20 protein-coding genes, 1 tRNA gene and 1 pseudogene are annotated in these 24,334 nt (G+C 69.1%); 21 read left to right on the top strand and 1 reads right to left on the bottom strand.

Annotated elements, in window-relative coordinates:
* The first annotated feature begins 104 nt into the window (after positions 1–104).
* From LUX31_RS12360 to LUX31_RS12345, 4 genes and pseudogenes are all read left to right on the top strand, one after another.
* Entirely contained in the window at positions 105–362 is a 258-nt protein-coding gene (locus tag LUX31_RS12360; RefSeq protein WP_235474827.1) for a hypothetical protein, read from the top strand.
* Complete coding sequence (locus LUX31_RS12355; RefSeq protein WP_235474826.1) at positions 359–1,720, top strand: replication initiator; 1,362 nt, start codon at positions 359–361, stop codon at positions 1,718–1,720. The genes LUX31_RS12360 and LUX31_RS12355 overlap by 4 nt, the downstream gene beginning before the upstream one ends.
* Entirely contained in the window at positions 1,710–1,913 is a 204-nt protein-coding gene (locus LUX31_RS12350; RefSeq protein ID WP_235474825.1) for a helix-turn-helix transcriptional regulator, read from the top strand. The genes LUX31_RS12355 and LUX31_RS12350 overlap by 11 nt, the downstream gene beginning before the upstream one ends.
* A pseudogene (locus LUX31_RS12345) lies at positions 1,910–3,294 on the top strand (tyrosine-type recombinase/integrase). Before LUX31_RS12350 ends, LUX31_RS12345 begins: the two are co-directional and overlap by 4 nt.
* 267 nt (positions 3,295–3,561) lie before the next feature.
* Here LUX31_RS12345 and LUX31_RS12340 read toward each other — a convergent pair.
* Positions 3,562–3,633, bottom strand: a tRNA-Arg gene (locus LUX31_RS12340).
* Positions 3,634–3,796: 163 nt separating this feature from the next.
* Here LUX31_RS12340 and LUX31_RS12335 point away from each other — a divergent pair.
* From LUX31_RS12335 to LUX31_RS12255, 17 genes are all read left to right on the top strand, one after another.
* A complete protein-coding gene (locus LUX31_RS12335) occupies positions 3,797–4,261 on the top strand; it encodes a response regulator (RefSeq protein WP_235474824.1) in 465 nt (154 codons plus the stop codon).
* Between the two features lie 119 nt (positions 4,262–4,380).
* Complete coding sequence (nrtL, locus tag LUX31_RS12330; protein WP_235474823.1) at positions 4,381–5,409, top strand: ArgS-related anticodon-binding protein NrtL; 1,029 nt, start codon at positions 4,381–4,383, stop codon at positions 5,407–5,409.
* 60 nt (positions 5,410–5,469) lie between these two features.
* Positions 5,470–6,861, top strand: a complete 1,392-nt coding sequence (lysA, locus tag LUX31_RS12325) for a diaminopimelate decarboxylase (protein WP_235474822.1) — start codon at positions 5,470–5,472, stop codon at positions 6,859–6,861.
* 174 nt (positions 6,862–7,035) lie between these two features.
* The gene (locus tag LUX31_RS12320) at positions 7,036–8,328 is read left to right on the top strand and encodes a homoserine dehydrogenase (RefSeq protein ID WP_235474821.1); all 1,293 of its coding nucleotides are present in this window, start codon (positions 7,036–7,038) and stop codon (positions 8,326–8,328) included.
* Positions 8,329–8,334: 6 nt separating this feature from the next.
* Positions 8,335–9,393 (top strand): threonine synthase, encoded by a 1,059-nt coding sequence (gene thrC, locus LUX31_RS12315; RefSeq protein ID WP_235474820.1) that lies wholly within the window; start codon positions 8,335–8,337, stop codon positions 9,391–9,393.
* Positions 9,394–9,691: 298 nt separating this feature from the next.
* Positions 9,692–10,621, top strand: coding sequence for a homoserine kinase (gene thrB / locus LUX31_RS12310; RefSeq protein WP_235474819.1), 930 nt, complete (start codon positions 9,692–9,694; stop codon positions 10,619–10,621).
* 440 nt (positions 10,622–11,061) lie between these two features.
* The gene (gene rho, locus LUX31_RS12305) at positions 11,062–13,116 is read left to right on the top strand and encodes a transcription termination factor Rho (RefSeq protein ID WP_235474818.1); all 2,055 of its coding nucleotides are present in this window, start codon (positions 11,062–11,064) and stop codon (positions 13,114–13,116) included.
* 215 nt (positions 13,117–13,331) lie between these two features.
* Entirely contained in the window at positions 13,332–15,089 is a 1,758-nt protein-coding gene (locus LUX31_RS12300; protein WP_235474817.1) for a trypsin-like serine protease, read from the top strand.
* Between the two features lie 207 nt (positions 15,090–15,296).
* Positions 15,297–16,403: an LCP family protein gene (locus LUX31_RS12295; RefSeq protein WP_235474816.1), complete on the top strand. Its 1,107-nt coding sequence runs from the start codon at positions 15,297–15,299 to the stop codon at positions 16,401–16,403.
* Positions 16,404–16,605: 202 nt separating this feature from the next.
* The gene (gene rpmE, locus LUX31_RS12290) at positions 16,606–16,830 is read left to right on the top strand and encodes a 50S ribosomal protein L31 (RefSeq protein ID WP_235474815.1); all 225 of its coding nucleotides are present in this window, start codon (positions 16,606–16,608) and stop codon (positions 16,828–16,830) included.
* Positions 16,831–16,933: 103 nt separating this feature from the next.
* Positions 16,934–18,010: a peptide chain release factor 1 gene (gene prfA, locus LUX31_RS12285; RefSeq protein ID WP_235474814.1), complete on the top strand. Its 1,077-nt coding sequence runs from the start codon at positions 16,934–16,936 to the stop codon at positions 18,008–18,010.
* A gap of 87 nt (positions 18,011–18,097) precedes the next feature.
* Positions 18,098–18,937: a peptide chain release factor N(5)-glutamine methyltransferase gene (prmC, locus tag LUX31_RS12280; RefSeq protein WP_235479895.1), complete on the top strand. Its 840-nt coding sequence runs from the start codon at positions 18,098–18,100 to the stop codon at positions 18,935–18,937.
* Between the two features lie 53 nt (positions 18,938–18,990).
* The gene (locus LUX31_RS12275) at positions 18,991–19,638 is read left to right on the top strand and encodes an L-threonylcarbamoyladenylate synthase (RefSeq protein WP_053745179.1); all 648 of its coding nucleotides are present in this window, start codon (positions 18,991–18,993) and stop codon (positions 19,636–19,638) included.
* Positions 19,635–20,315: an arsenate reductase/protein-tyrosine-phosphatase family protein gene (locus LUX31_RS12270; protein ID WP_235474813.1), complete on the top strand. Its 681-nt coding sequence runs from the start codon at positions 19,635–19,637 to the stop codon at positions 20,313–20,315. Before LUX31_RS12275 ends, LUX31_RS12270 begins: the two co-directional genes overlap by 4 nt.
* A gap of 309 nt (positions 20,316–20,624) precedes the next feature.
* Complete coding sequence (glyA, locus tag LUX31_RS12265) at positions 20,625–21,872, top strand: serine hydroxymethyltransferase (RefSeq protein WP_235474812.1); 1,248 nt, start codon at positions 20,625–20,627, stop codon at positions 21,870–21,872.
* 126 nt (positions 21,873–21,998) lie between these two features.
* A complete protein-coding gene (locus tag LUX31_RS12260) occupies positions 21,999–23,342 on the top strand; it encodes an MraY family glycosyltransferase (RefSeq protein ID WP_235474811.1) in 1,344 nt (447 codons plus the stop codon).
* 299 nt (positions 23,343–23,641) lie between these two features.
* Entirely contained in the window at positions 23,642–24,079 is a 438-nt protein-coding gene (locus LUX31_RS12255) for a hypothetical protein (RefSeq protein ID WP_235474810.1), read from the top strand.
* Positions 24,080–24,334: the final 255 nt, after the last annotated feature.

Below are 24,334 nucleotides of genomic sequence, written 5' to 3'. Positions count from 1 at the left end.
TCGCCCGTACGACGGGCTCCCGACGGGGCGCGAAGTCGCCAAACCCGACCCCGTCAGGAACCCACTCCATCCGCCACGTGAGCAGTGAAAGGAGTACTCACACTTTGTCCACCGCGCATCGTTCGCGCAAATCCCCTCTGCCGGAGTGCGAACTGAGGGTCGCCGACTCCGAGGTGTCGACCTGCACGGGACGGGAACAGATCGTCCTCGTCGGGCTCGACGGCTTCGAGCGGCATCTGTGCCCGGCACACGCCGCCGCACTCTGGCTCACGGACCCGACGCTCCGGTTCAGCGCCAAGACACGGACGGAAGCGATAGCCGCCGTGATGTGGCAGGCGTTCGGGGGAGGTGGTCGGCAATGACCGCATCCCTGCCGAAGAGCGTTGCTGCCCTGCTCACCAGGGCAGCAGAGCCGGAGTTCGCGGCCTGGCGGCGCAACATCGTCCGCCTCGCCGGCTGCACCAACCCGATTCACCTGGTCGGCGGGGCAACGGTCGTCGACACGACTACGGGCGAGGCCCTGTTCTCGTACGCGTCGGACGTCTACGGCGGTCGACTCCTGACCGCATGCGGCAACCGACGGGCGACGGTCTGCCCATCTTGCTCTCGCCTCTACCGGGCCGACACCTATCAACTGATCCGGGCCGGGCTGGTCGGGGGCAAGGACGTCACGGAGTCGGTGAGCGGGCACCCTCGGGTGTTCGCCACCCTCACCGCTCCCGGCTTCGGCCCGGTTCACACCCGTCGGGAGCGTGCGGGACGTGTACGGGCATGCCGTCCCCGGAAGGTGGGGGAGCGCTGCCCGCATGGCTCGCCCATCGGATGCCATGAGCGGCACGCAGAGGGTGAGCCCCGCCTTGGCGAGCCCCTGTGCCCGCGCTGCTACGACTATGCCGGGGCTGTCCTCTGGCAGGCGTACGCCGGTCAGCTGTGGCACCGGTTCGCGCTGGAGCTGCGCCGTGAGGTTGCACGGCGCGTCGGGCTGTCCCGTACCGAGTTCGGGGACGTGGCCCGGTTGTCGTACGCGAAAGTGGCCGAGTACCAGCGGCGGGGCCTGGTCCACTTCCATGCCGTGATCCGTGTCGACGGACCGGAGGGACCGGCCTCGACTCCGCCTGGTTGGGCGACAACGGCTCTGCTGACGGATGGGGTATCCGCGGTTGTTGGTCGCGTACGGCTCGTCGCTCCTGGCGCGGATGTCGTCGGTACTCGCTTCCTCCGCTTCGGCGAACAGGTCGATGTGCGGCCCATCGCGGCGTTCGGGGCGGGGGAGCGGCTGACCTCCGCGGCTGTCGCGGGCTACATCGCGAAGTACGCCACGAAGGGTGCCGAGTCCGCTGGCGCTGTCGACGGCCGGATTCACCAAGCGCGGGAACTGGTCATGCTGCCGGTCCGGGCGCATGTCCTCCGCATGATCAGTACGTGCTGGTGGCTCGGTGGTCTGCCCGCGTTCGAACCGCTCGGATTGCGGCGCTGGGCGCACATGCTCGGCTACGGCGGCCATTTCTCCACCAAGTCGCGGCGCTATTCGACGACACTGACCGCGCTCCGTGAAGCTCGTGCCGAACACCGTGCGGAGGAGCAGCGGACGGCTCTCGGCATCGGCGCGCGGTCGACGATCACGGTTGGCCAATGGCGCTATGCCGGGCGCGGCTACTCACCGGAGGCGGCGCTCTTGGCTGCCTCCGTGCAGGAGGGCGGTGGTCGTCATGGCGCGTGAGAAGGCGGCCGAACTGCTCACCGTGCGGGAGGTGCTCGAAGAACTGGGCGGGATCTCCCGGCGCACCTTCTACCGCTGGCGGGAACTGCGCATCGCGCCGGCCTGTATCCGTCTGCCGAACGGCGAGTTACGGGTCCGCCGTGACGTGCTCAACGACTGGTTGGCGGAGCGTGCGGAGGGGGCCGCGTCGTGAAGTCGTACAAGGTCGGCATCTGGAAGCTCAGCATCAACCGCTCCGCGAAGAAACCGACGTACCTCGTCCGCTGGTCCGTCGACGGCGAACCCTTCCACGAATCGCACAAGACGAAGGCGTTGGCCGACCGCTTCCGCGCGAAGCTGTTGCGGGCGGCCGACAAGGGCGAGCCGTTCGACACCGTGACGGGTCTGCCGGACTCGCTGCGCGGTGGAAAGGTGGCGCTGTCGTTCGTGGAGCTGACGCTCAAGTACATCGATGCCCGGTGGGCGGAGGCGTCGGCGAAGCAGCGGGACAGCATGACCGACTCGCTGGCGACGGTCCTGCCCGCGCTGGTCAAACCGGGACGCGGGCGCCCCACACCCGAGAACCTGCGGCGGGCGCTGCGCTCGCACGTACTGCCTCCGCCTCGGCGGGAGCGTGGGCGGCCCGAGGAGATCGCTGCGGCGGTGCGGTGGCTTGAGAAGTCGTCGCTGCCGGTGGCGGAGTTGCAGGAGATCGCGCGGGTTCACGAACTGATCGATGCGCTCGGCCGGAAGCTGGACGGCAAGCCTGCGGCGACGCAGACGTACCGGCGGCGGAGGGCAGTCGTCTTCAACTCCCTTGAGTTCGCTGTCGAGTTGGAGGCTCTTCCTTCCAACCCCCTCGGTCGGGTGCGGCGCAAGCGGGGGAAGCGACCCGTCCAAGAGGTTGACCGACGAGTTGTGGTCAACCCTCGGCAGGCGCGGGAGCTGCTGGTGGCCGTGACGTACGTCGGTGGCTATGAGCGGGCGAGCGGTCGACGGCTGCGGGCCTTTTTCGGATGCCTGTATTACGCGGCGATGCGCCCCGGTGAGGCGCTGGGCCTACGCCGTTCGGACTGCACGCTTCCCGCGAAAGGCTGGGGTCGTATAGAGCTGACCGAGACGCGTCCGACCGCGGGCAAGGCGTGGACCGACTCGGGCGAGGCGCACGACCGGCGGGGCCTCAAGCAACGCGCGCAAGGTGAGGTGCGCATCGTGCCGATCCCGCCTCCGCTGGTGGTGCTGCTCCGTGAGCACCTGAAGGAGTTCGGCACGGCGAAGGACGGCCGGCTCTTCGCGAGCGGGGCAACGTCGTGGCCGCGTCGTCGTACTCGCGCGTGTGGAAGCAGACGCGCGAGTTGGCGCTCGTACCGTGGCAGGTCTCCTCGGTGCTGGCTTTCCGGCCGTACGACCTCCGGCACGCGGGCGTCTCGCAGTGGCTCAACTCCAGCGTGCCCGCTCCGGAGGTGGCGGCTCGGGCCGGGCACTCCGTGGATGTCCTGCTGAAGACCTACGCGAAGTGCATCGACGGGCAGGAGCAGGTGATGAACGACCGGATCCTGAAGGGGCTGGGGGAGGGGCTCGACGCCGAAGGCTGAAGGCGGCCCACGCACCACTCACGCACACACTGAAGCCCTGGAGCGATCCGGGGCTTCAGCGGCTGTGTCGGAGGTGTGTCGGAAAGCTACGCTGAGGGCTTCGGGAAACGGTCGCTGACCTGCCGGAAGACCCCTCAAGATCATTACGTCACCATTACGTGATCACTGGCAAACAGCTGCTTTCGGCGGCATCCGCCTGCACACACGCGAAGACCCCGTCCTCAGCTACTGCGCTGATGGCGGGGTCTTTAGGCACCTCATTCAAGGTGCCCCCGGCAGGATTCGAACCTGCGCACACGGCTCCGGAGGCCGTTGCTCTATCCCCTGAGCTACGGGGGCGTGTCTGGCGCGTTGCGCGGTGACGGGTAGAACACTACCAGCTCGTTCGGGGTGATCAGGAACGGGTTTTGGCGGTCCCGGGGGACCGGGCCGGCGCTCGCTCGCGCGCGTGGAAGTGGGGAAAAGCCGGACGCGGTGGCCGGTCTCGACCTACCCTCGACTTGTGCCAGGCGTGTCCGGCCGGGTGCTTGTTGTGGACGACAACAAGGTCATCCGGCAGCTGATCAGGGTCAACCTCGAACTGGAGGGTTTCGAGGTCGTGACCGCTGCTGACGGTGCCGAGTGTCTGGAAGTCGTTCATCAGGTGCGCCCCGATGTCGTCACCCTCGACGTCGCGATGCCCCGGCTCGACGGTCTGCGCACCGCCGCCCGCCTGCGCGCTGACCCCCGTACTCGCGACCTGCCCCTCGCCATCATCAGCGCCTGTTCGCAGTACGAGGTCGAGGCCGGCCTCGATGTCGGCGTCGACGCCTTTCTCGCCAAGCCCTTCGACCCCGCCGAACTCATCGGCCTCGTACGGCAGTTGGCCGAGCGGGGACGGGACAGCGCGTCCCTCGAGAGCGCCCTCGCGCCACCCCTCGGTGCCCCCAACGAAGCCGAGCGCGCCGGCTGGGGCGCCAGCGGCTGACCCGGGCACCGTTCTCCCAGTCTTCCCGTCTCTCACCTCCGCCGCTCTCCCCCGTCCACATCCCGGACCCCCGCAAACCCAGTCGCACCCCCACCCCCCTCCTCCCATACCCTTGTCCCGTGACCCCCGTCGAGCTGTCCCGTACCGTGCTGTGCGCGGTGCGTCGTGCTGTCGACGAGGGAGAGCTCAGCGTCGCCGTCCCCGCACGCGCCGTCGTTTCCGTGCCCGGGCCCGGCGGCACCGGGGACTACGCCACGAACATCGCGCTGCAGCTGGCTCGGCCCGCCGGACGCACCCCCCGCTACGTCGCCGAAGTGCTGCGTGAGCGGATCAGCGTCGCCCCCGGTGTCCGCGACGTCGAGATCACCGGGCCCGGATTCCTCAACATCAGCGTCGACAGCGCCGCCCCCGCAGCCCTCGTACGGGAGATTCGAAGCCAGGGCCCGCGGTACGGGCACAGCGACGCCCTCGCCGGGCAAGTGCTGTCGGTCCTGCTGCCCAGTAAGAGTGAGGTCCGCGCCGACGTCCTCGCCGACGCCCTCGTACGCATCCTCGCCACCCAAGGCGGCCGGGTTCACATCCAGCGCGGCAGCAGCCAACAGAGTGCCGCCCATGACGTCGAGACTCTCGAGACTCTTGACCTCCGCACCCTCCCCCCAGCCCCCCGCGACCCCACGCCCCTCGGCCCCGACGCCGCCCGCTGGGCCCTCCTCCACCCCGCGCCCCACGACCGGCCCCGTATCGGCGCCGAGCACCTGGTCCAGCGGGAGAGCAACCCCCTCTTCCGGGTGCGATACGCCTACGCCCGTACCCGCGCCCTCGGTCGCAACGCCGCCGATCTCGGCTTCACGGCGTACCCCGGTGACCTCACCGGCCTACCGGCAGCCCCCCCTGCTCTCCTCAGCCCCCTCGCCGACCACCCCCGCCTCCTCCTCAGCGCCGCCACCCACCGCGCCCCGGACCGGCTCGCCCGGCATCTCGTCACCGTCGCCGATGCCACGCTCGCCTTCACGCCCACCGTGCTGCCGCTCGGCGACGAGAAACCCTCGGCCGCCCATCGGGCCCGGCTCGCGCTCGCCGAAGCCGCCGGGACGGTGCTGGCCGGCGGCCTGTCCCTGCTCGGCATCGACGCACCCGAATACCTTTGACATACCTCTGACATGTCTGGACTGACATGTCTTGACACCTCCGAGGAAGCCGCACCAGCCATGAGCCGTTCCGCACACCCCGCCGGGCCCCGTCACGCCGATGTGCTGCCCGAGGGGCACCCCTCCGCGCCGCCCGCCGACCTCAACGCCCTCGATGGGAAGGTCTGGGCGTCCACCGTCACCCGTACCCCTGACGGTGTCGTCACCGTGGGAGGGATCGAGGTCACGACGCTCGCCGAGGAGTTCGGGACCCCCGCCTACTTCCTCGACGAGACCGACTTCCGTGAGCGTGCCCGCGCCTGGCGTACCGCCTTCGGGCCCGACGCCGACGTCTTCTATGCCGGTAAGGCGTTTCTCTCGCGTGCCGTTGTGCGGTGGTTGCACGACGAAGGGCTCAACCTTGACGTCTGCTCGGGGGGTGAGCTGACCACCGCCCTCTCCGCCGGTATGCCCGCCGATCGCATCGCCTTCCACGGCAACAACAAGTCCGTCGAGGAGATCGAGACCGCCATTCGCGCCGGTGTCGGGCGGATCGTGCTCGACTCCTTCCAGGAGATCGTGCGCGTCGCCCACATCGCGCAGTCCCTCGGCAAGCGGCAGCGCGTGCAGATTCGTATCACCGTCGGTGTTGAAGCTCATACCCATGAGTTCATCGCTACCGCCCATGAAGACCAGAAGTTCGGTATTCCGCTTGCCGGTGGGCAGGCCGCCGAGGCCGTGCGGCGGGCGCTGCAGCTCGATGGGCTTGAGCTGATCGGGATTCACTCGCACATCGGGTCCCAGATCTTCGACATGTCCGGGTTCGAGGTCGCCGCGCATCGCGTCGTCGGGCTGCTCAAGGGCATTCGTGACGAGCACGGGGTCGAGCTGCCCGAGATCGATCTTGGGGGTGGGCTCGGGATCGCCTACACCAGCGACGACGATCCCCGTGAGCCGCACGAGATCGCCAAGGCTCTGACAGAGATCGTCAGCCGTGAGTGCGAAACCGCCAGGCTCCGCACCCCCCGTATCTCCGTCGAGCCCGGGCGCGCCATCGTCGGGCCCACCGCCTTCACCCTCTACGAGGTCGGCACCATCAAGCCCCTCGACGGCCTGCGGACGTACGTGTCCGTCGACGGTGGGATGTCCGACAACATCCGTACCGCGCTCTACGACGCCGAGTACAGCGTCGCTCTCGTCTCCCGGACCTCCGAGGCCGCGCCCATGCTCGTGCGGGTCGTCGGCAAGCACTGTGAGAGCGGGGACATCGTCGTCAAGGACGCCTTCCTGCCCGCTGACCTGGCACCCGGTGATCTCATCGCGGTGCCGGCGACCGGTGCGTACTGCCGGTCCATGGCCAGCAACTACAACCACGCCCTTCGGCCGCCCGTCGTCGCCGTGCGGGAAGGCGAGGCGCGGGTGATCGTGAGGCGGGAGACCGAGGAGGATCTTCTCCGTCTCGACGTGGGATGAGACCAAAGAAACCCGCTGCACATCAGAAACCCGCTGCACACCGCGGCGGAAGATCTCCTGTCTTCCGCCGCCCGGAAAACGAAATAAACATCTCACGATCCGGACGATGGATAGAAACTTCAGTCCGGTGAGTGAGACTTGTCGAACCTAGACGGTATGAGGAAACGAGGTCGGATGATGCGTACGCGTCCGCTGAAGGTGGCGCTGCTGGGCTGTGGGGTTGTCGGCTCAGAGGTGGCGCGCATCATGACGACGCACGCCGACGATCTCGCCGCCAGGATTGGTGCGCCCGTTGAGTTGGCCGGGGTTGCCGTTCGGCGGCCCTCCAAAGTGCGTGAGGGTATTGACCCCGCCCTTGTCACCACCGACGCCACCGCCCTCGTCAAACGCGGCGACATCGATGTTGTCGTCGAGGTCATCGGGGGTATCGAGCCCGCTCGCTCCCTCATCACCGCCGCCTTCGAGCACGGCGCGTCCGTCGTCTCCGCCAACAAGGCCCTCCTCGCCCAGGACGGCGCCGCCCTCCACGCCGCCGCCGAGGACCACGACGCCGACCTGTACTACGAGGCCGCCGTCGCCGGTGCCATCCCGCTCATCCGGCCGCTGCGCGAGTCCCTCGCCGGTGACAAGGTGAACCGGGTGCTGGGGATCGTCAATGGCACCACTAACTTCATCCTCGACAAGATGGACTCCACGGGGGCCGGCTATCAGGAGGCCCTTGATGAGGCCACCGCCCTTGGGTACGCCGAAGCCGACCCCACCGCCGACGTCGAAGGCTTCGACGCCGCCGCCAAGGCCGCCATCCTCGCCGGAATCGCCTTCCACACGCGCGTGCGGCTCGACGATGTCTACCGCGAGGGCATGACCGAGGTCACCGCCTCCGACTTCGCCTCCGCCAGGAACATGGGCTGCACCATCAAGCTGCTCGCCATCTGCGAGCGGGCCGGGGACGGCCAGTCCGTCACCGCGCGTGTGCATCCGGCCATGATTCCGCTGACGCACCCGCTGGCCTCCGTGCGCGGCGCCTACAACGCCGTGTTCGTCGAGTCCGACGCCTCCGGACAGCTGATGTTCTACGGGCCCGGTGCCGGCGGTGCGCCGACCGCGTCCGCCGTCCTCGGCGACCTCGTCGCCGTGTGCCGCAACCGGCTGAACGGGGCCACCGGGCCCGGCGAGTCGGCGTACGCCGCACTGCCCGTTTCGGGCATGGGCGATGTCGTCACGCGCTACCACATCAGCCTCGACGTCGCCGACAAACCGGGTGTTCTCGCCCAGGTGGCCACCGTGTTCGCCGAGCACGGGGTTTCCATCGATACGGTTCGGCAGACGGGCAAGGACGGCGAGGCATCCCTCGTCGTCGTCACCCATCGTGCGTCCGACGCCGCCCTGGGCGGAACCGTCGAGGCGTTGCGCAAGCTCGACACCGTGCGGGGTGTCGCCAGCATCATGCGGGTTGAAGGAGAGTAACCAGCAATGACCCACCAGTGGCGCGGAATCATCGAGGAGTACCGGGACCGGCTGCCCGTCTCCGACAGCACGCCGGTCGTGACGCTCCGCGAGGGCGGCACGCCCCTCGTCCCCGCGCAGGTGCTCTCCGAGCGCACGGGCTGCGAGGTCCACCTCAAGGTGGAGGGCGCCAACCCCACCGGGTCCTTCAAGGACCGCGGTATGACCATGGCCATCACGCGCGCGAAGGAGGAGGGGGCCAAGGCTGTTATCTGTGCCTCTACGGGCAACACCTCTGCCTCCGCCGCCGCCTACGCCGTGCGCGCGGGCATGGTCTCGGCCGTGCTCGTGCCGCAGGGCAAGATCGCCCTCGGCAAGATGGGGCAGGCGCTCGTTCACGGCGCCAAGATCCTCCAGGTCGACGGCAACTTCGACGACTGCCTCACCCTCGCCCGGTCGCTCAGCGACAACTACCCCGTGGCGCTGGTGAATTCGGTCAACCCGGTGCGTATCGAGGGACAGAAGACGGCCGCCTTCGAGATCGTCGACATGCTCGGCGACGCGCCCGACATCCACGTCCTGCCGGTCGGCAACGCGGGCAACATCACCGCGTACTGGAAGGGCTACACCGAGTACGCCGCCGACGGCATCGCCCGGCGCACCCCGCGCATGTGGGGGTTCCAGGCGTCCGGCAGTGCCCCGATCGTGCGCGGCGAGGTCGTCAAGGACCCCTCGACGCTCGCCACCGCGATCCGGATCGGCAACCCGGCGTCCTGGAAGCAGGCGCTGGCCGCGCGCGACGACTCGGGCGGCCTCATCGACGAGGTGACGGACCGTGAGATCCTGCGCGCCTACCGGCTGCTGGCCGCGCAGGAGGGCGTTTTCGTCGAGCCCGCGTCCGCCGCGTCCGTCGCCGGTCTGCTGAAGCTGGCCGAGCAGGGCAAGGTCGACCCGGGCCAGACCATCGTCTGCACGGTCACCGGCAACGGCCTGAAGGACCCGGGCTGGGCCACGGAGGGCGCACCGAGGCCGGTCGTCGTGCCGGTGGACGCCGCGACCGCCGCCGAGCGACTCGGACTCGCGTAGACCGGGTACTGACCATCCGAACCGGGGTACTCCCTACGTAGTCCCTACGGCGGGTGCACAGGGGGCTTACGACACGCATCGTGCGCCTCCTGTGCGCCCTATGTCGCCACAGAACCTTCCTTCGATAAGCTGGGGTGAACCCGCCCGCCGCATATGCCCCGGCACATGGCACGGCGCCGCGTCGTCCCAGCGGTCCGAGGGTCTCCGTGCAGGTCCTCAGCCGTATTTCAGTAGCCGTTTTCCAGTGTCGTATCGCATGTCTTCGACGAAATCGCAGCTCAAGGAGAGTCATCGAGCGATGGCCGGTCCAGCGTTCCGCGCCGCCGCCGTCCGGGTGCGCGTCCCCGCCACCAGCGCCAATCTCGGTCCGGGCTTCGACGCCCTGGGCCTGTCGCTGGGGTTGTACGACGACGTGGTCGTCCGGGTGGCCGACTCCGGGCTGCACATCGACATCGCGGGTGAGGGCAGCGAGACCCTCCCGCGCGACGAGAACCACCTCCTCGTACGGTCCCTGCGCACCGCCTTCGACCTGCTGGGCGGGCAGCCGCGCGGCCTGGAGATCGTGTGCGCCAACCGCATTCCGCACGGGCGGGGACTCGGCTCCTCCTCGGCCGCCATCTGCGCCGGCATCGTCGCCGCGCGGGCCGTCACCATAGGCGGCGACAGCCGGCTCGACGACGAGGCGCTGCTCGAACTCGCCACCGAGATCGAGGGTCACCCCGACAACGTCGCCGCCTGTCTCCTCGGCGGGTTCACGCTCTCCTGGATGGAGGCCGGAGCCGCCCGGGCGATCAGGATGGAGCCCCACGGTTCCATCGTTCCGGTGGTTTTCGTGCCCGGGAAGCCGGTGCTGACCGAGACCGCGCGCGGTCTCCTGCCGCGCACCGTCCCGCACGTCGACGCCGCGACCAACGCGGGGCGCGCCGGTCTGCTCGTCGAGGCCCTGACCAGGCGCCCCGAACTGCTGCTGCCGGCCACCGAGGACCGGCTGCACCAGGAGTACCGCGCCCCCGCCATGCCGGAGAGCGCGGCGCTGGTGGAGCGGCTACGGGCCGACGGCATCCCCGCGGTGATCTCCGGTGCGGGGCCCACGGTCCTTGCGCTGGCCGACGAGGCGACGGCCGACAAGGTCTCCCGGCTGGCGGGCGAGGGCTGGGCCGCCAACCGGCTCGGTCTCGACGCCCGGGGCGCGAGTGTCATGCCGCTCGCGGCACCCGGCGAGAGCTGAATCAACGCCGTGACCTCCGACGCTGTGACATTCAACTACATACGGTCGCCGGATTTGGAGAGGGGGAATGTTTGTTGGATCCGGTAGTGTTAACCTCAAGTCTGCACCCGACCCCACCATGGCGAGGTGCTTTGTGTCCCCGTCCGGGACAGACATTCTTCCGGGAGCCTCCCAAGCCACTCTGTGTTTCATGCGACGTTCCATTCGTCGTGTGCAGGCGCTGAGCGGCATTCAGGGCACGCTCCGGAACCGGTGTGACCAAGCCGCCTGACACGGACACTCAGTGTCATGGCTTTGGGAAACGCCATCACCAGAAACCTCTTCCGCCGCTTCGGCGGACCACCGCCCCGGCACGGTCCACTCATGAAGGACCGAAGCCGGACAGCACAACCGGTCGCCGTGCCAGACAGGCCGACGTCCGCTCCAGGGAAGGACCCTTCGTGAGCGACACCACCGATCTGATGGGCGCACGTGTCGAGGAGACCGCTGCCGCGCCCTCCACGGACGCCTCCGCGCCTGCCACGGGTGCCGGCTCCCGGCGGCGCCGCGGTACCGGCCTCGACGGCATGGTGCTGGCCGAGCTGCAGCAGGTCGCATCCGGCCTCGGCATCAAGGGCACTGCGCGGATGCGCAAGAGCCAGCTGATCGAGGTCATCAAGGAGGCGCAGGCCGGAGGCGGGACCTCCAAGGCCGCCTCCCCCGCCGGGGACGCCGCCGAGGCCAAGCCGAAGCGCCGCGCCACCTCCAAGGCCCGTACGGGCGAGGACGCCGCGCCCGCCGCCGCAGAGCAGAAGGCGGCCGTGCAGGTCGAGGCGCCGCCCGCCGAGAAGGCCGTGGCCCAGCAGCAGATCGAGATCCCCGGTCAGCCCGCCAGCGACGATGCCCCGGCCGAGCGCCGCCGGCGCCGTGCCACGGCCGAGGCCGGCAGCCCCGAGACGGTTGTCGCCGAGGCGAAGAACGAGCCGAAGGCCGAGACGCCGGCCGCGCAGCCGCAGGGCGACGCCGGTGACGGCGACGGCCGCCAGGGCCGCCGCGACCGCCGGGACCGCGGAGACCGCGGCCGGGACCGCGACCGCCGGGGCAACAAGGGCGACGAGCAGCAGGGCGGCGCCCAGCAGCGCGGTACCCAGCAGGGCCAGGGCCAGCAGGGTGACGGCCGTCAGGGCCGCCAGGACCGTGCCGAGCGCCAGGACCGCCAGCAGCGGGACCAGCGTGACAGTGGTCCGCGCGACAACGGCCCGCAGGACGACGACGACTTCGACGGCGGACGCCGTGGCCGTCGTGGCCGCTACCGGGACCGCCGGGGCCGGCGCGGGCGCGAGGAGTTCGGCCCGAACGAGCCGCAGGTCGCCGACGACGACGTCCTGATCCCCGTCGCGGGCATCCTGGACATCCTCGACAACTACGCCTTCATCCGTACGTCGGGCTACCTGCCGGGCCCGAACGACGTGTACGTCTCCCTCGCCCAGGTCCGCAAGAACGGCCTGCGCAAGGGCGACCACGTCACCGGCGCGGTCCGTCAGCCGAAGGAAGGGGAGCGCCGCGAGAAGTTCAACGCGCTCGTCCGCCTCGACTCCGTCAACGGCATGGCGCCCGAACACGGCCGTGGCCGCCCGGAGTTCAACAAGCTGACCCCGCTCTACCCGCAGGACCGCCTGCGTCTGGAGACGGACCCGGGCATCCTCACCACCCGCATCATCGACCTCGTCGCGCCGATCGGTAAGGGCCAGCGCGGTCTGATCGTGGCCCCGCCGAAGACCGGCAAGACCATGATCATGCAGGCGATCGCCAACGCGATCACGCACAACAACCCCGAGTGCCACCTGATGGTCGTCCTGGTCGACGAGCGTCCGGAAGAGGTCACCGACATGCAGCGGTCGGTGAAGGGCGAGGTCATCTCCTCGACCTTCGACCGTCCGGCCGAGGACCACACCACGGTCGCCGAGCTGGCCATCGAGCGCGCCAAGCGTCTGGTGGAGCTGGGTCACGACGTCGTCGTGCTGCTCGACTCGATCACGCGTCTGGGCCGTGCGTACAACCTCGCCGCCCCGGCCTCCGGCCGCATCCTGTCCGGTGGTGTCGACTCGACGGCCCTGTACCCGCCGAAGCGCTTCTTCGGTGCGGCCCGCAACATCGAGGACGGCGGCTCGCTGACCATCCTCGCCACCGCGCTGGTGGACACCGGGTCTCGCATGGACGAGGTCATCTTCGAGGAGTTCAAGGGCACCGGCAACGCCGAGCTGAAGCTCGACCGGAAGCTCGCCGACAAGCGCATCTTCCCGGCGGTGGACGTCGACGCGTCCGGTACCCGTAAGGAAGAGATCCTGCTCGCCCCCGACGAGCTCGGGGTCGTCTGGAAGCTGCGCCGGGTGCTGCACGCGCTCGACCAGCAGCAGGCGGTCGAGCTGCTCCTCGACAAGATGAAGCAGACGAAGTCGAACGCCGAGTTCCTGATGCAGATCCAGAAGACGACGCCGGGCAACGGCAACGACTGACGGTCGGTAAACGGAACGACGGACGGCCGGTAAACGGCCAGCAAGCAGTCCACAAAGGGCCACCTCCTGTTCCAGGGGTGGCCCTTTGTGGTGTTTGGGACAGGTGTACGATCGCGCTCTTCGGGCCGGTTCCTGTGGGGTGCCCGAACTGACGATCCCTAGGGGGGACTTGAGTGGGTATATCCCTGTCCGGTGAGGGCCGCCACAGACGTCGTGTGCGGATCGCCGTTCCTTTCGTTGCCGCCGGCCTCGCCGCCGCCGTCACGGGCGCGCTGATGATGTCGTCCGCGAACGCCGCCACCGCCCTGCCGCAGCCCACCGCCGACCTGAGCCGCAGCGCGGTGCCGAGCACCGCCGAGCTGGAGCAGCGCATCGCGGGCGCGGCCGCCGGAGACGACATCCCGGGCGTTACGACGAACAAGTCGTCGTTCACCGCCGGCACCGTCACGGGCACCAAGGACGCGAAGATCATCGGTGGTTCGACGACCACCATCTCGGCGGCGCCGTACATGGCGCAGCTCTGGTACTACGACGACAAGGGCACGACCGCGACCGGCGACGACATCGGGTTCTTCTGCGGCGGCGCCGTCATCGCGCCGACGAAGATCCTGACCGCCGCGCACTGCGTCAAGAACTACAACTGGAAGGCCAACGGCACCGTCGTCACCGGTACCGCGAGCCTTCCGGACGACTCGGGGAACACGGACGGGACGGTCTCGGGCGTCTGGCGCCAGTGGAACAACCCGTCGTACAGCTCGACGACGTTCGACAACGACATCGCCGTCCTGACGCTGGCGTACCCCGTCAAGGCCGCGCCGATCCGGATGACGACGGCCGGTGACACCGTCTCCTACAAGGCGCTTACCAACGCCAAGGTCTTCGGCTGGGGGCGCACCAGCTCCACCACCCAGGACGTCTCCCCGACGCTGAAGACGGCCACGCTGCCCATCCAGTCCGACGCCACCTGCAAGGGCGCCTACGGCACGGACTTCGTCGCGGGCCACATGGTCTGCGCGGGCACGCCCGCCACCGGCAGCGACACCGGCACCACCACCGCCTGCAACGGCGACTCCGGCGGGCCGCTCGTCGTGGCCGGCAAGGTCGTCGGCGTCGTCTCGTGGGGTGTGACGGACTGTGTCGAGAAGGGCGCCTACAGCGTCTTCTCGAAGGTCACCTCGTACGTCGGTGCCGTGTACCCGCGGGTCGAGGACGCCAACCTCAGCGGTGACCACCTCGCCGACCTGTGGCTGCGCCGCGCCTCCACCAAGGTGGGCTACTCGAAGGACTCCAAGGGCACGAGCTTCGGCCCGAGCACGGTCTGGGGCAACTGGGACGGCGTCAACGTCGTCCTGCAGACCGACCTGAACCGGGACGACTACCAGGACCTGGTGGTCCGCGACAGTGCCACCGGTGCCGTCTACTGGATGCACTACGTGCCCGACAGCGAGTCCTGGGCCACGACGAAGATCTTCGCCAACTGGAAGACCCGCACCCGGATCATCACCCCGGGCGACGTCACCGGCGACTACAAGCCCGACGTCCTCTCGGTCGACACCGCGGGCGCCCTGTGGATCTACCCGGGCAACGGCAACGGCACCTTCGGGTCGCCGTCCAAGGTCTCCACCGGGTGGAACCAGTACAGCACCATCGTCGGCCACGGCGACTTCACCGGTGACGGCAAGGCCGACCTGCTGGCCCGCACCAAGACCGGCGGAGTCGGCTACCTCCTCAAGGGCAACGGCAAGACCGGCTCCCAGGCCTTCGTGCCCCGGGTCAAGGTCCGCTCCTGGAGCGGCTTCAACACCCTGGTCACCCCCGGTGACGTGACCGGCGACGGAAAGGCCGACTTCCTGGCCCGTACGCCCGCCGGAGTGATGTACCTGTACCCGGGCACCGGCAAGGGCACGAGTGCGATCTTCGGCACACCGAAGTCCGTCGGAACCGACTACAAGCAGTGGGACATCATCAGCTGAACCCGCAGGTGAACGGGGTCCTCTGAGTCCTTTCCGAGGAATATCCCGTCCGTTCGGTCATGAACTGTGCCCTTCGCGCCACGCGAAGGGCACAGTTCGTTGTGCAACCCTTTTTCCGTAATGACCGTCTGACTGACCGGTTACGACGGAACCAGGACTGGCCCTGAAAGCAGGGGGTAACCGACGGGACGAGACCGAGGGGAACACATGTCCGCCGAGAGCGATCCGCTTGATCCCGCTGATCCAGCGAAGAGGCGCAGCCGCCGCAAGCCCCGCGGCAAGCACTCCAGGGCGCTCCTCGTCACTGCCTGGATCGCCGCGGCCATCGTCGTGCTCGGCGGCACCGGACTCGGGTACGTGTACTTCAAGCTCAACGGCAACATCAAGAGCGTCGACATCAACCAGGTCCTGGGCACCGACCGCCCGACCAACGTCGACAACGGCTCCGAGGACATCCTGGTCCTGGGCTCCGACACCCGCTCCGGCGCCAACAAGAAGCTCGGCGGCGGTACGGACGACGGCAGCGCCCGCTCGGACACCGCGATGATCGTCCACGTGTACGAGGGCCACAAGAAGGCCAGTGTCGTCTCCATCCCCCGGGACACCCTCGTCGACCGGCCCGCGTGCACCGACGCCAAGGGCGTCACGCACGACGCGGCGACCGGCGTGATGTTCAACTCCGCGTACTCCACGGGGGGCGCCGCCTGTGCGGTGAAGACCGTCGAGTCGCTCACCGGCATCCGGATGGACCACTACATCGAGGTCGACTTCACCGGCTTCCAGAAGCTCGTGGACGAGCTGGGCGGCGTGGAGATCACCACGACCAAGAACATCAAGGACTCGGACAGCCACCTGAACCTGAAGGCCGGCACCCACAAGCTGAACGGCAAGCAGGCCCTAGGCCTGGTCCGCACCCGCCACGGCGTCGGCGACGGCTCCGACCTGGGCCGCATCCAGCTCCAGCAGGCGTTCATCAAGGCCCTGGTCGACCAGATCAAGGACGTAGGAGTCCTCACCAACCCCAAGAAGCTCTTCGACCTGGCGGACACGGCCACCAAGGCGATCACCACGGACTCCGACCTGGGCTCGGTCCGCTCCCTGACCTCCTTCGCGACGGGCCTGAAGAGCATCAGCTCCACCAACATGACCATGATCACCATGCCGGTGGAGTACGACCCGTCCAACCCCAACAGGGTGATAGTGGACGACACCAAGGCCCAACTGGTCTGGAACGCCCTCAAGGCTGACAAGCCCATCCCGGCAGCGGCGACAAAGGGCACGGCAAAGGGAGACGCGGCAGGAGTGGTGAGCTGAAAAACAGGAGGGCGTAGCCCTCCGTTTTTCAGGGGCGCGGGGAACTGCGCGAGAAGCCCCACGCACCCGCAGGGAATATCCAACCCCCACCCCCGGTTTTGGGGGATGCGCCCAGTCCTGGCAGACTGGTACGTCGGCCCCGGTTCACGCACCCGCACCCCGCGGAGGCGACCCGGCGCCCTCCCGAACCTAGGAGAACCCCTTGAAGCGCGAAGTCCACCCCGAGTACGTCGAGACGCAGGTCAGCTGCACCTGTGGCGCGTCGTTCACCACCCGCAGCACGATCACGAGCGGCAACATCCGCGCCGAGGTCTGCTCCGAGTGCCACCCGTTCTACACGGGCAAGCAGAAGATCCTCGACACCGGTGGCCGTGTGGCCCGCTTCGAGGCCCGCTTCGGCAAGGCCACTGCCGGCTCCAAGAAGTAGCGAGGCACCAGCGCCGGTCCACGGTCGCCCTCCGGGGCGTACCTGGACCGGCGTTTTTGGTCGCCCGCCTTCCCTCACGCACCACACGTTTTCAGGAGCCCCCATGTTCGAGGCCGTCGAGGATCTGCTCACCGAGCACGCCGACCTGGAGAAGAAGCTCGCCGACCCGTCGGTCCACGCCGACCAGGCCAACGCGCGCAAGCTCAACAAGCGCTACGCCGAGCTGACCCCGATCGTCGCGACCTACCGCTCCTGGAAGCAGACCGGGGACGACATCGGCACGGCGAAGGAGTTCGCCGTCGACGACCCCGACTTCGCCGCCGAGGTCAAGGAACTGGAGAAGCAGCGCGAGGAGCTCACCGAGAAGCTGCGCCTGCTGCTCGTTCCCCGGGACCCCAACGACGACAAGGACGTGATCCTGGAGGTCAAGGCGGGCGCCGGCGGCGACGAGTCCGCCCTGTTCGCCGGTGACCTCCTGCGGATGTATCTGCGGTACGCCGAGCGCGTCGGCTGGAAGACCGAGATCATCGACGCCACCGAGTCCGAGCTGGGCGGCTACAAGGATGTCCAGGTCGCCGTGAAGACCAAGGGCGGCCAGGGCGCCACCGAGCCCGGCCAGGGCGTCTGGGCCCGGCTGAAGTACGAGGGCGGAGTGCACCGCGTACAGCGCGTGCCCGCGACCGAGTCGCAGGGCCGCATCCACACCTCCGCCGCCGGTGTCCTCGTGACCCCGGAAGCGGAGGAGGTCGACGTCGAGATCAACCCGAACGACCTCCGCATCGACGTGTACCGCTCCTCCGGGCCTGGCGGGCAGTCCGTCAACACGACCGACTCCGCCGTGCGCATCACGCACATTCCCACCGGAGTCGTCGCTTCCTGCCAGAACGAGAAGAGCCAGCTGCAGAACAAGGAGCAGGCGATGCGTATCCTGCGCTCCAGGCTCCTCGCGGCAGCCGTGGAGGAAGCGGAGAGGGAGGCCGCCGACGCCCGCCGCAGCCAGGTCCGCACCGTCGACCGCTCCGAGAAGATCCGTACGTACAACTTCCCGGAGAATCGCCTCTCGGACCACCGCGTCGGCTTCAAGGCCTACAACCTCGACCAGGTCCTTGACGGCGACCTCGACGCCGTCATCCAGGCCTGTGTCGACGCGGACTCGGCCGCGAAGCTGGCGGCAGCGTAAGCCCCGTACGAGCCCCGTACGAGTGACAAGTACCGGAGGACCAGCGTGCAGCAGAACATTGGGGGACGGCCCCCGAGCCCCCGCAGCTTGCTGCTCGCCGAGGTGGCCCAGGCCACCCAGCGGCTGGCCGACGCCGGCGTGCCCTCGCCGCGCAACGACGCGGAGGAACTCGCCGCGTTCGTGCACGGCGTGAAGCGGGGCACGCTGCACACCGTCAAGGACACCGACTTCGACGCCCGCTACTGGGAGGTCATCGCGCGCCGCGAGGCCCGCGAGCCGCTCCAGCACATCACCGGGCGGGCCTTCTTCCGGTACCTGGAACTCCAGGTCGGACCAGGCGTGTTCGTGCCGCGCCCCGAGACCGAGTCGGTCGTCGGCTGGGCCATAGACGCCGTCCGGGCGATGGACGTCGTCGAGCCGCTGATCGTCGACCTGTGCACCGGCTCCGGCGCCATCGCGCTCGCCCTCGCGCAGGAGGTCCCGCGCTCCCGTGTGCACGCCGTGGAGCTGTCCGAGGACGCCATGGCGTGGACCCGCAAGAACATGGAGGGGTCCAGGGTCGACCTGCGGCAGGGCAACGCCCTGGACGCCTTCCCCGACCTCGACGGCCAGGTCGACCTGGTCATCTCCAACCCGCCCTACATCCCGCTCACGGAGTGGGAGTACGTCGCTCCCGAGGCCCGGGACCACGATCCCGAACTCGCCCTGTTCTCCGGCGAGGACGGCCTCGAGCTCATCCGGGGCCTGGAACGCACCGCCCACCGTCTGCTGCGCCCCGGCGGCGTCGTCGTCGTCGAGCACGCGGACACCCAGGGCGGCCAGGTGCCGTGGATCTTCACCGAGGAACGGGGCTGGGCCGACGCGGCCGACCACCCGGACCTCAACAACCGCCCCCGCTTCGCGACCGCCCGCAAGGCCATGCCGTGAGCGTCACCCAGACTTTCTACCCCCAGCAGTACGTGTACGAGGAGGCCCGCTAAATGGCTCGGCGATACGACACCAACGACGCGACCGACCGCACGACCGGTCTGCGCGAGGCCGCGTCCGCCGTCCGCCGCGGCGAGCTGGTGGTCCTCCCGACCGACACGGTCTACGGCATCGGTGCCGACGCGTTCTCCTCCGAGGCCGTCAACGACCTGCTGGAGGCGAAGGGCCGTGGTCGTGGCATGCCCACGCCCGTTCTGATCGGCTCCCCGAACACCCTGCACGGCCTGGTCACGGACTTCTCCGAGATGGCCTGGGAACTCGTCGACGCCTTCTGGCCGGGCGCCCTCACGCTCGTCGCCAAGCACCAGCCGTCCCTCCAGTGGGACCTCGGGGACACCCGTGGCACGGTCGCCGTACGCATGCCGCTGCACCCGGTCGCCATCGAGCTGCTGACCGAGGTCGGCCCCATGGCGGTCTCCTCCGCCAACCTGACGGGCCACCCTGCCCCCGAGGACTGTGACGCCGCCCAGGAGATGCTCGGCGACTCGGTCTCCGTCTACCTGGACGGCGGCCCCACGCCCGGAATCGTCCCGTCGTCGATCGTCGACGTCACGGGCAAGGTGCCGGTCCTGCTGCGCGCGGGCGCGCTGTCGGCCGATGAGCTGCGCAAGGTGGTCCCCGACCTCGAGGTGGCGAATTGACAGCCCCTGACGCGGGGCGTGGCATAGGCACGCGTACGGGGGTCACGGGGACTCAAGCCTGGGACGGGGCCTCGCGGGACGCCTTCCGCATCCTTTATGTCAGCACCGGCAACGTATGCCGCTCACCGATCACCGAGCGGCTGACCAGGCATGCCCTGGCGGACCGGCTCGGCGACCCGCTGTGGGGCGGCCTGATCGTGGAGAGCGCCGGTACGTGGGGCCACGAGGGCGCGCCCATGGAGGCCAACGCGGAGGCGGTCCTCGCGGAGTTCGGCGCGGATCCCTCCGGGTTCACCGGGCGTGAGCTGCTCGACGAGCACGTGATCCGGGCGGACCTGGTGCTGACGGCGACGCGGGACCATCGCGCGCAGGTCATCTCCATGGGGCACTCGGCGGGCCTGCGCACGTTCACGTTGAAGGAGTTCACCCGCCTGGTGAAGGCGATCGACCCGGCGACGCTGCCGCCGCTGGACGACGGCATGATCCAGCGCGCCCGCGCCCTGGTCCGCGCGGCGGCGGCTCTACGCGGGTGGCTCCTCGCCCCCACGGCGGAGGCGGACGAGGTGTACGACCCGTACGGGGCCCCGCTGACGTTCTTCCGCTCGATCGGCGACGAGATACAGCAGGCGCTGGATCCGGTGGTGACGGCGCTGACCGGGGTGCCTGCGAAGGCCTGAGCGCCCACGGTCCTGCCTCTGTGTGTCGGTGTGCGGCTGCGGGCCGGTGGGGGCTTGTCGCGCAGTTCCCCGCGCCCCTTTGGGGCGCGTCTCCGTGGACGCGGATGACGACGGGCCCGGCGCGGAGGCCGGTCGTGCCCACGCGGCGGAGCCGCATATGGATACAGCCCCGCGGCGCGGATGACGACGGGCCCGGCGCGGAGCTTGTCGCGCCCGCGTGGCGGAGCCGCGTATCGACACAGCCCCGCGCCGATCAGGGCGCTGCGGCCTACATTGGACATACGTCACCGTCGACGCTCGGAGCCCACCATGTCGGTCACGCATGCCTTTGAGAGCGATGTCGACGTACTGCGGCGGCAGGATCCCGAGCTTGCCGAGATACTGCTCGGGGAAGCCCAGCGGCAGGCGACCACGCTTCAGCTGATCGCCGCCGAGAACTTCACCTCGGCCGCCGTGCTGGCCGCGCTCGGCTCGCCGCTCGCCAACAAGTACGCCGAGGGGTATCCCGGCGCCCGGCACCACGGCGGCTGCGAGATCGTCGACGTCGCCGAGCGCGTCGCCGTGGAACGGGCCAGGGCCCTGTTCGGCGCCGAACACGCCAACGTCCAGTCCCACTCCGGGTCTTCGGCCGTACTGGCCGCCTACGCGGCCCTCCTGCGCCCCGGTGACACCGTCCTCGCCCTCGGGCTGCCGTACGGCGGACACCTCACCCACGGGTCGCCCGCGAACTTCTCCGGGCGCTGGTTCGACTTCGTGCCCTATGGGGTGGATGCCGAGAGCGGGCTCATCGACTACGACCAGGTGCGCACGCTCGCCCGTAACCATCGCCCCAAGGCCGTCGTGTGCGGGTCCATCGCCTATCCCCGGCACATCGACTACGCCCTCTTCCGCGAGATCGCCGACGAGGTGGGCGCCTATCTCATCGCCGACGCCGCCCATCCCATCGGGCTCGTCGCCGGGGGAGCGGCGCCCAGTCCCGTGCCGTACGCCGATGTCGTCTGCGCGACCACCCACAAGGTGCTGCGCGGGCCGCGCGGCGGGATGCTGCTGTGCGGCGGCGAGCTGGCGGAACGGGTCGACCGGGCGGTTTTCCCGTTCACGCAGGGCGGCGCCCAGATGCACACGATCGCCGCCAAGGCCGTCGCCTTCGGCGAGGCGGCGACCCCGGCCTTCACGGCGTACGCCCATCAGGTGGTCGCCAACGCGCGCGTGCTGGCGGAGGGGTTGGCCGCCGAGGGGTTGATCGTCACCACGGGCGGGACCGATACGCATCTCATCACCGTCGATCCGGCGCCTCTCGGCGTGGACGGACGTACCGCGCGGGGGCTGCTTTCCGCCGCGGGAGTGGTTCTGGACTGCTGTGCGTTGCCCCATGGGGAGGCGCGTGGGCTGCGACTCGGGACGGCCGCGCTGACCACGCAGGGGATGGGAGAAGCCGAGATGGCGAGGGTCGCGGTGCTGGTCGCGGGTGTGCTGCGCGGGGCTGTCGAGAGTGGTGGGGCGCGTGAAGAGGTGCGGGAGCTGGCCGGTAGATTTCCGCCGTATCCCGGGCTGTGAGGGGTAATCGTCAACTCGTGCACAGGCCCGCGTGCAACCATCGTCGCTACCCGGAAGTCCCCAACCTTATGCGTCCCTCGCTAGGGTGTGGGGCCTGGATGGCCAGCGAGACCTGTGGGGAAGCCCGTGCGTGAATACCTGCTGACGCTCTGCATCACGGCCGCGGTGACGTATCTGCTGACAGGGCCGGTACGGAAGTTCGCGATCGTGGCCGGAGCGATGCCGGAGATCAGGGCCCGTGACGTGCACCGGGAACCCACTCCGCGGCTCGGCGGGATCGCGATGTTCTTCGGGCTGTGCGCCGGACTGCTCGTCGCCGACCACCTCACCAACCTCCACGAGGTCTTCGAGACGTCGAACGAGCCGAGGGCACTGCTCTCCGGCGCCGCCCTCATCTGGCTGATCGGGGTGCTCGACGACAAGTTCGAGATCGACGCCCTGATCAAGCTCGGCGGCCAGATGATCGCCGCCGGCGTGATGGTCATGCAGGGTCTGACGATCCTGTGGCTGCCCATCCCGGGCGTCGGCAACGTCGCGCTGACCCAGTGGCAGGGCACCCTGCTGACGGTCGCGCTCGTCGTCATCACCATCAACGCGGTGAACTTCGTCGACGGCCTGGACGGCCTCGCGGCGGGCATGGTGTGCATCGCGTCGGCCGCGTTCTTCCTCTACGCCTACCGGATCTGGGTCTCGTACGGCATCGAGGCCGCCGCGCCGGCCACCCTGTTCGCGGTGATCCTCATGGGCATGTGCCTCGGCTTCCTGCCGCACAACATGCACCCCGCGCGGATCTTCATGGGCGACTCCGGGTCGATGCTCATCGGCCTGGTGCTGGCCGCCGGCGCGATCTCCATCACCGGGCAGATGGACCCCGACGCGATGAACCTGTTCTCCGGGTCCGAGCGCGAGACCGTGCACCAGATGGTCCCGGTCTACATCCCGCTGCTGATGCCGCTCACCATCATCGCGATCCCGGCCGCCGACCTGGTGCTGGCCATCGTGCGGCGCACCTGGCGCGGACAGTCGCCGTTCGCGGCCGACCGGGGGCATCTGCACCACCGGCTCCTGGAGGTCGGCCACTCGCACAGCAGGGCCGTCCTGATCATGTACTTCTGGTCGGCGCTCATCGGCTTCGGGGCGCTGTCCTACTCGGTCAACAACGCGTCCATGTGGATCGTCCTCAGTGTGGTGGCACTGAGCGCGATCGGGCTCGTCCTCCTGCTGCTGCCGCGCTTCGCCCCGCGCACCCCGCGCTGGGCCGAGCGCTTCGTGCCGCCGCGCTACCGGCGCGGCCGGACGGTGGAGGAGCCGGCGGCCGAGGCGACGGCGCCCGCCGCGTCCACGCCCTCCGTACCCGCGGAACAGCACCACGCACCGGTGCGGGCCGGGGTCTCCGGAGTCAACGGGGCGACGGCGATCAGCTCTCGTTCGCGGCTCCTGGACCGGCGTAAGGCCGGGTCGTCACGCTGACGCAAGGTAAGAATCTGACTAACACTTTGCTTGAGCCCGCACGAACAAAGCGCCCTAATACCAGACAAGTGGGCGCCGATTCTGCACAGACGCGCGGGTTCACTCTCATGTGTGACGCCGAGCACACCATCCAGGTAAAGACCTCATCAAATAGTTTGTGATACGGTTCACGAGAACCCAGGACAGAGCCGAAGGACCGTGGTGCGACGGTTCATTGGTGTGAGGAATCCACTCTCCGTCCAGGACTACGCTCGTCCATGACGACACCCCACGCCCCCTGCGAAAGCGGAGTTGCCGCCATGCCGTCCAATGACGCCCGGAACCTTCTGCACACCGCTGTCCCCACAGCGGCTGTCGGCGCGATCGTCGTCGCCGTCAGCGCCGGGGTCGCCGGTGGCAAGGGTGCTGTCGGCGCCGCGGTCGGCACGGTCCTCGCGATCCTCTTCATGGGCATCGGGCTCTACGTGTTGCAGTGGACGGCAAAAACGCTCCCGCACCTGTTCCAGGCCATGGGGCTGATGCTCTATGTCGCCCAGTTGCTGTTGTTGCTGATCTTCGTGGGCCTGTTCCAGGACACCGACGCCTTCAACCCGAAGGCCTTCGCGGTCGCCCTGGTCGTCTCGACCGTCGTGTGGATGGCGGCGCAGGCCCGTGCGCACATGAAGGCCAAGATCTTCTACATCGATCCGGACTCGTCGAAGACTGAAAAGTCCGAGAAGTCCGGGTCGACGTCGTGAGGGGTAGGGCCGGGATAAAGGCTTGCGAGTTCTCCTGCTATCGTCCGGTGCCAACTGCGGCATCGCGGGCGCGGGCATCTGAGCTGACGCCTGCTCAATCGCGAGGCTTGATGCCCCAAAGCCGCCCCCACATCCGTTTCACCAGTCCAGTGCCGACCCGCGGCTTCGTGCCGCGCCGACACAACGAGGTTGCCGTACCCATGCGTCACGCCGAAGGAGCCCGTGGTGAGTGCTGACCAGACCCAGCTCGCCTTT

Source organism: Streptomyces sp. GQFP (assembly GCF_021545335.1).
Lineage (GTDB): Bacteria > Actinomycetota > Actinomycetes > Streptomycetales > Streptomycetaceae > Streptomyces.
The sequence above is the reverse complement of the archived record's forward strand: the minus strand, read 5'-3'. Positions and strand labels throughout refer to the sequence as shown.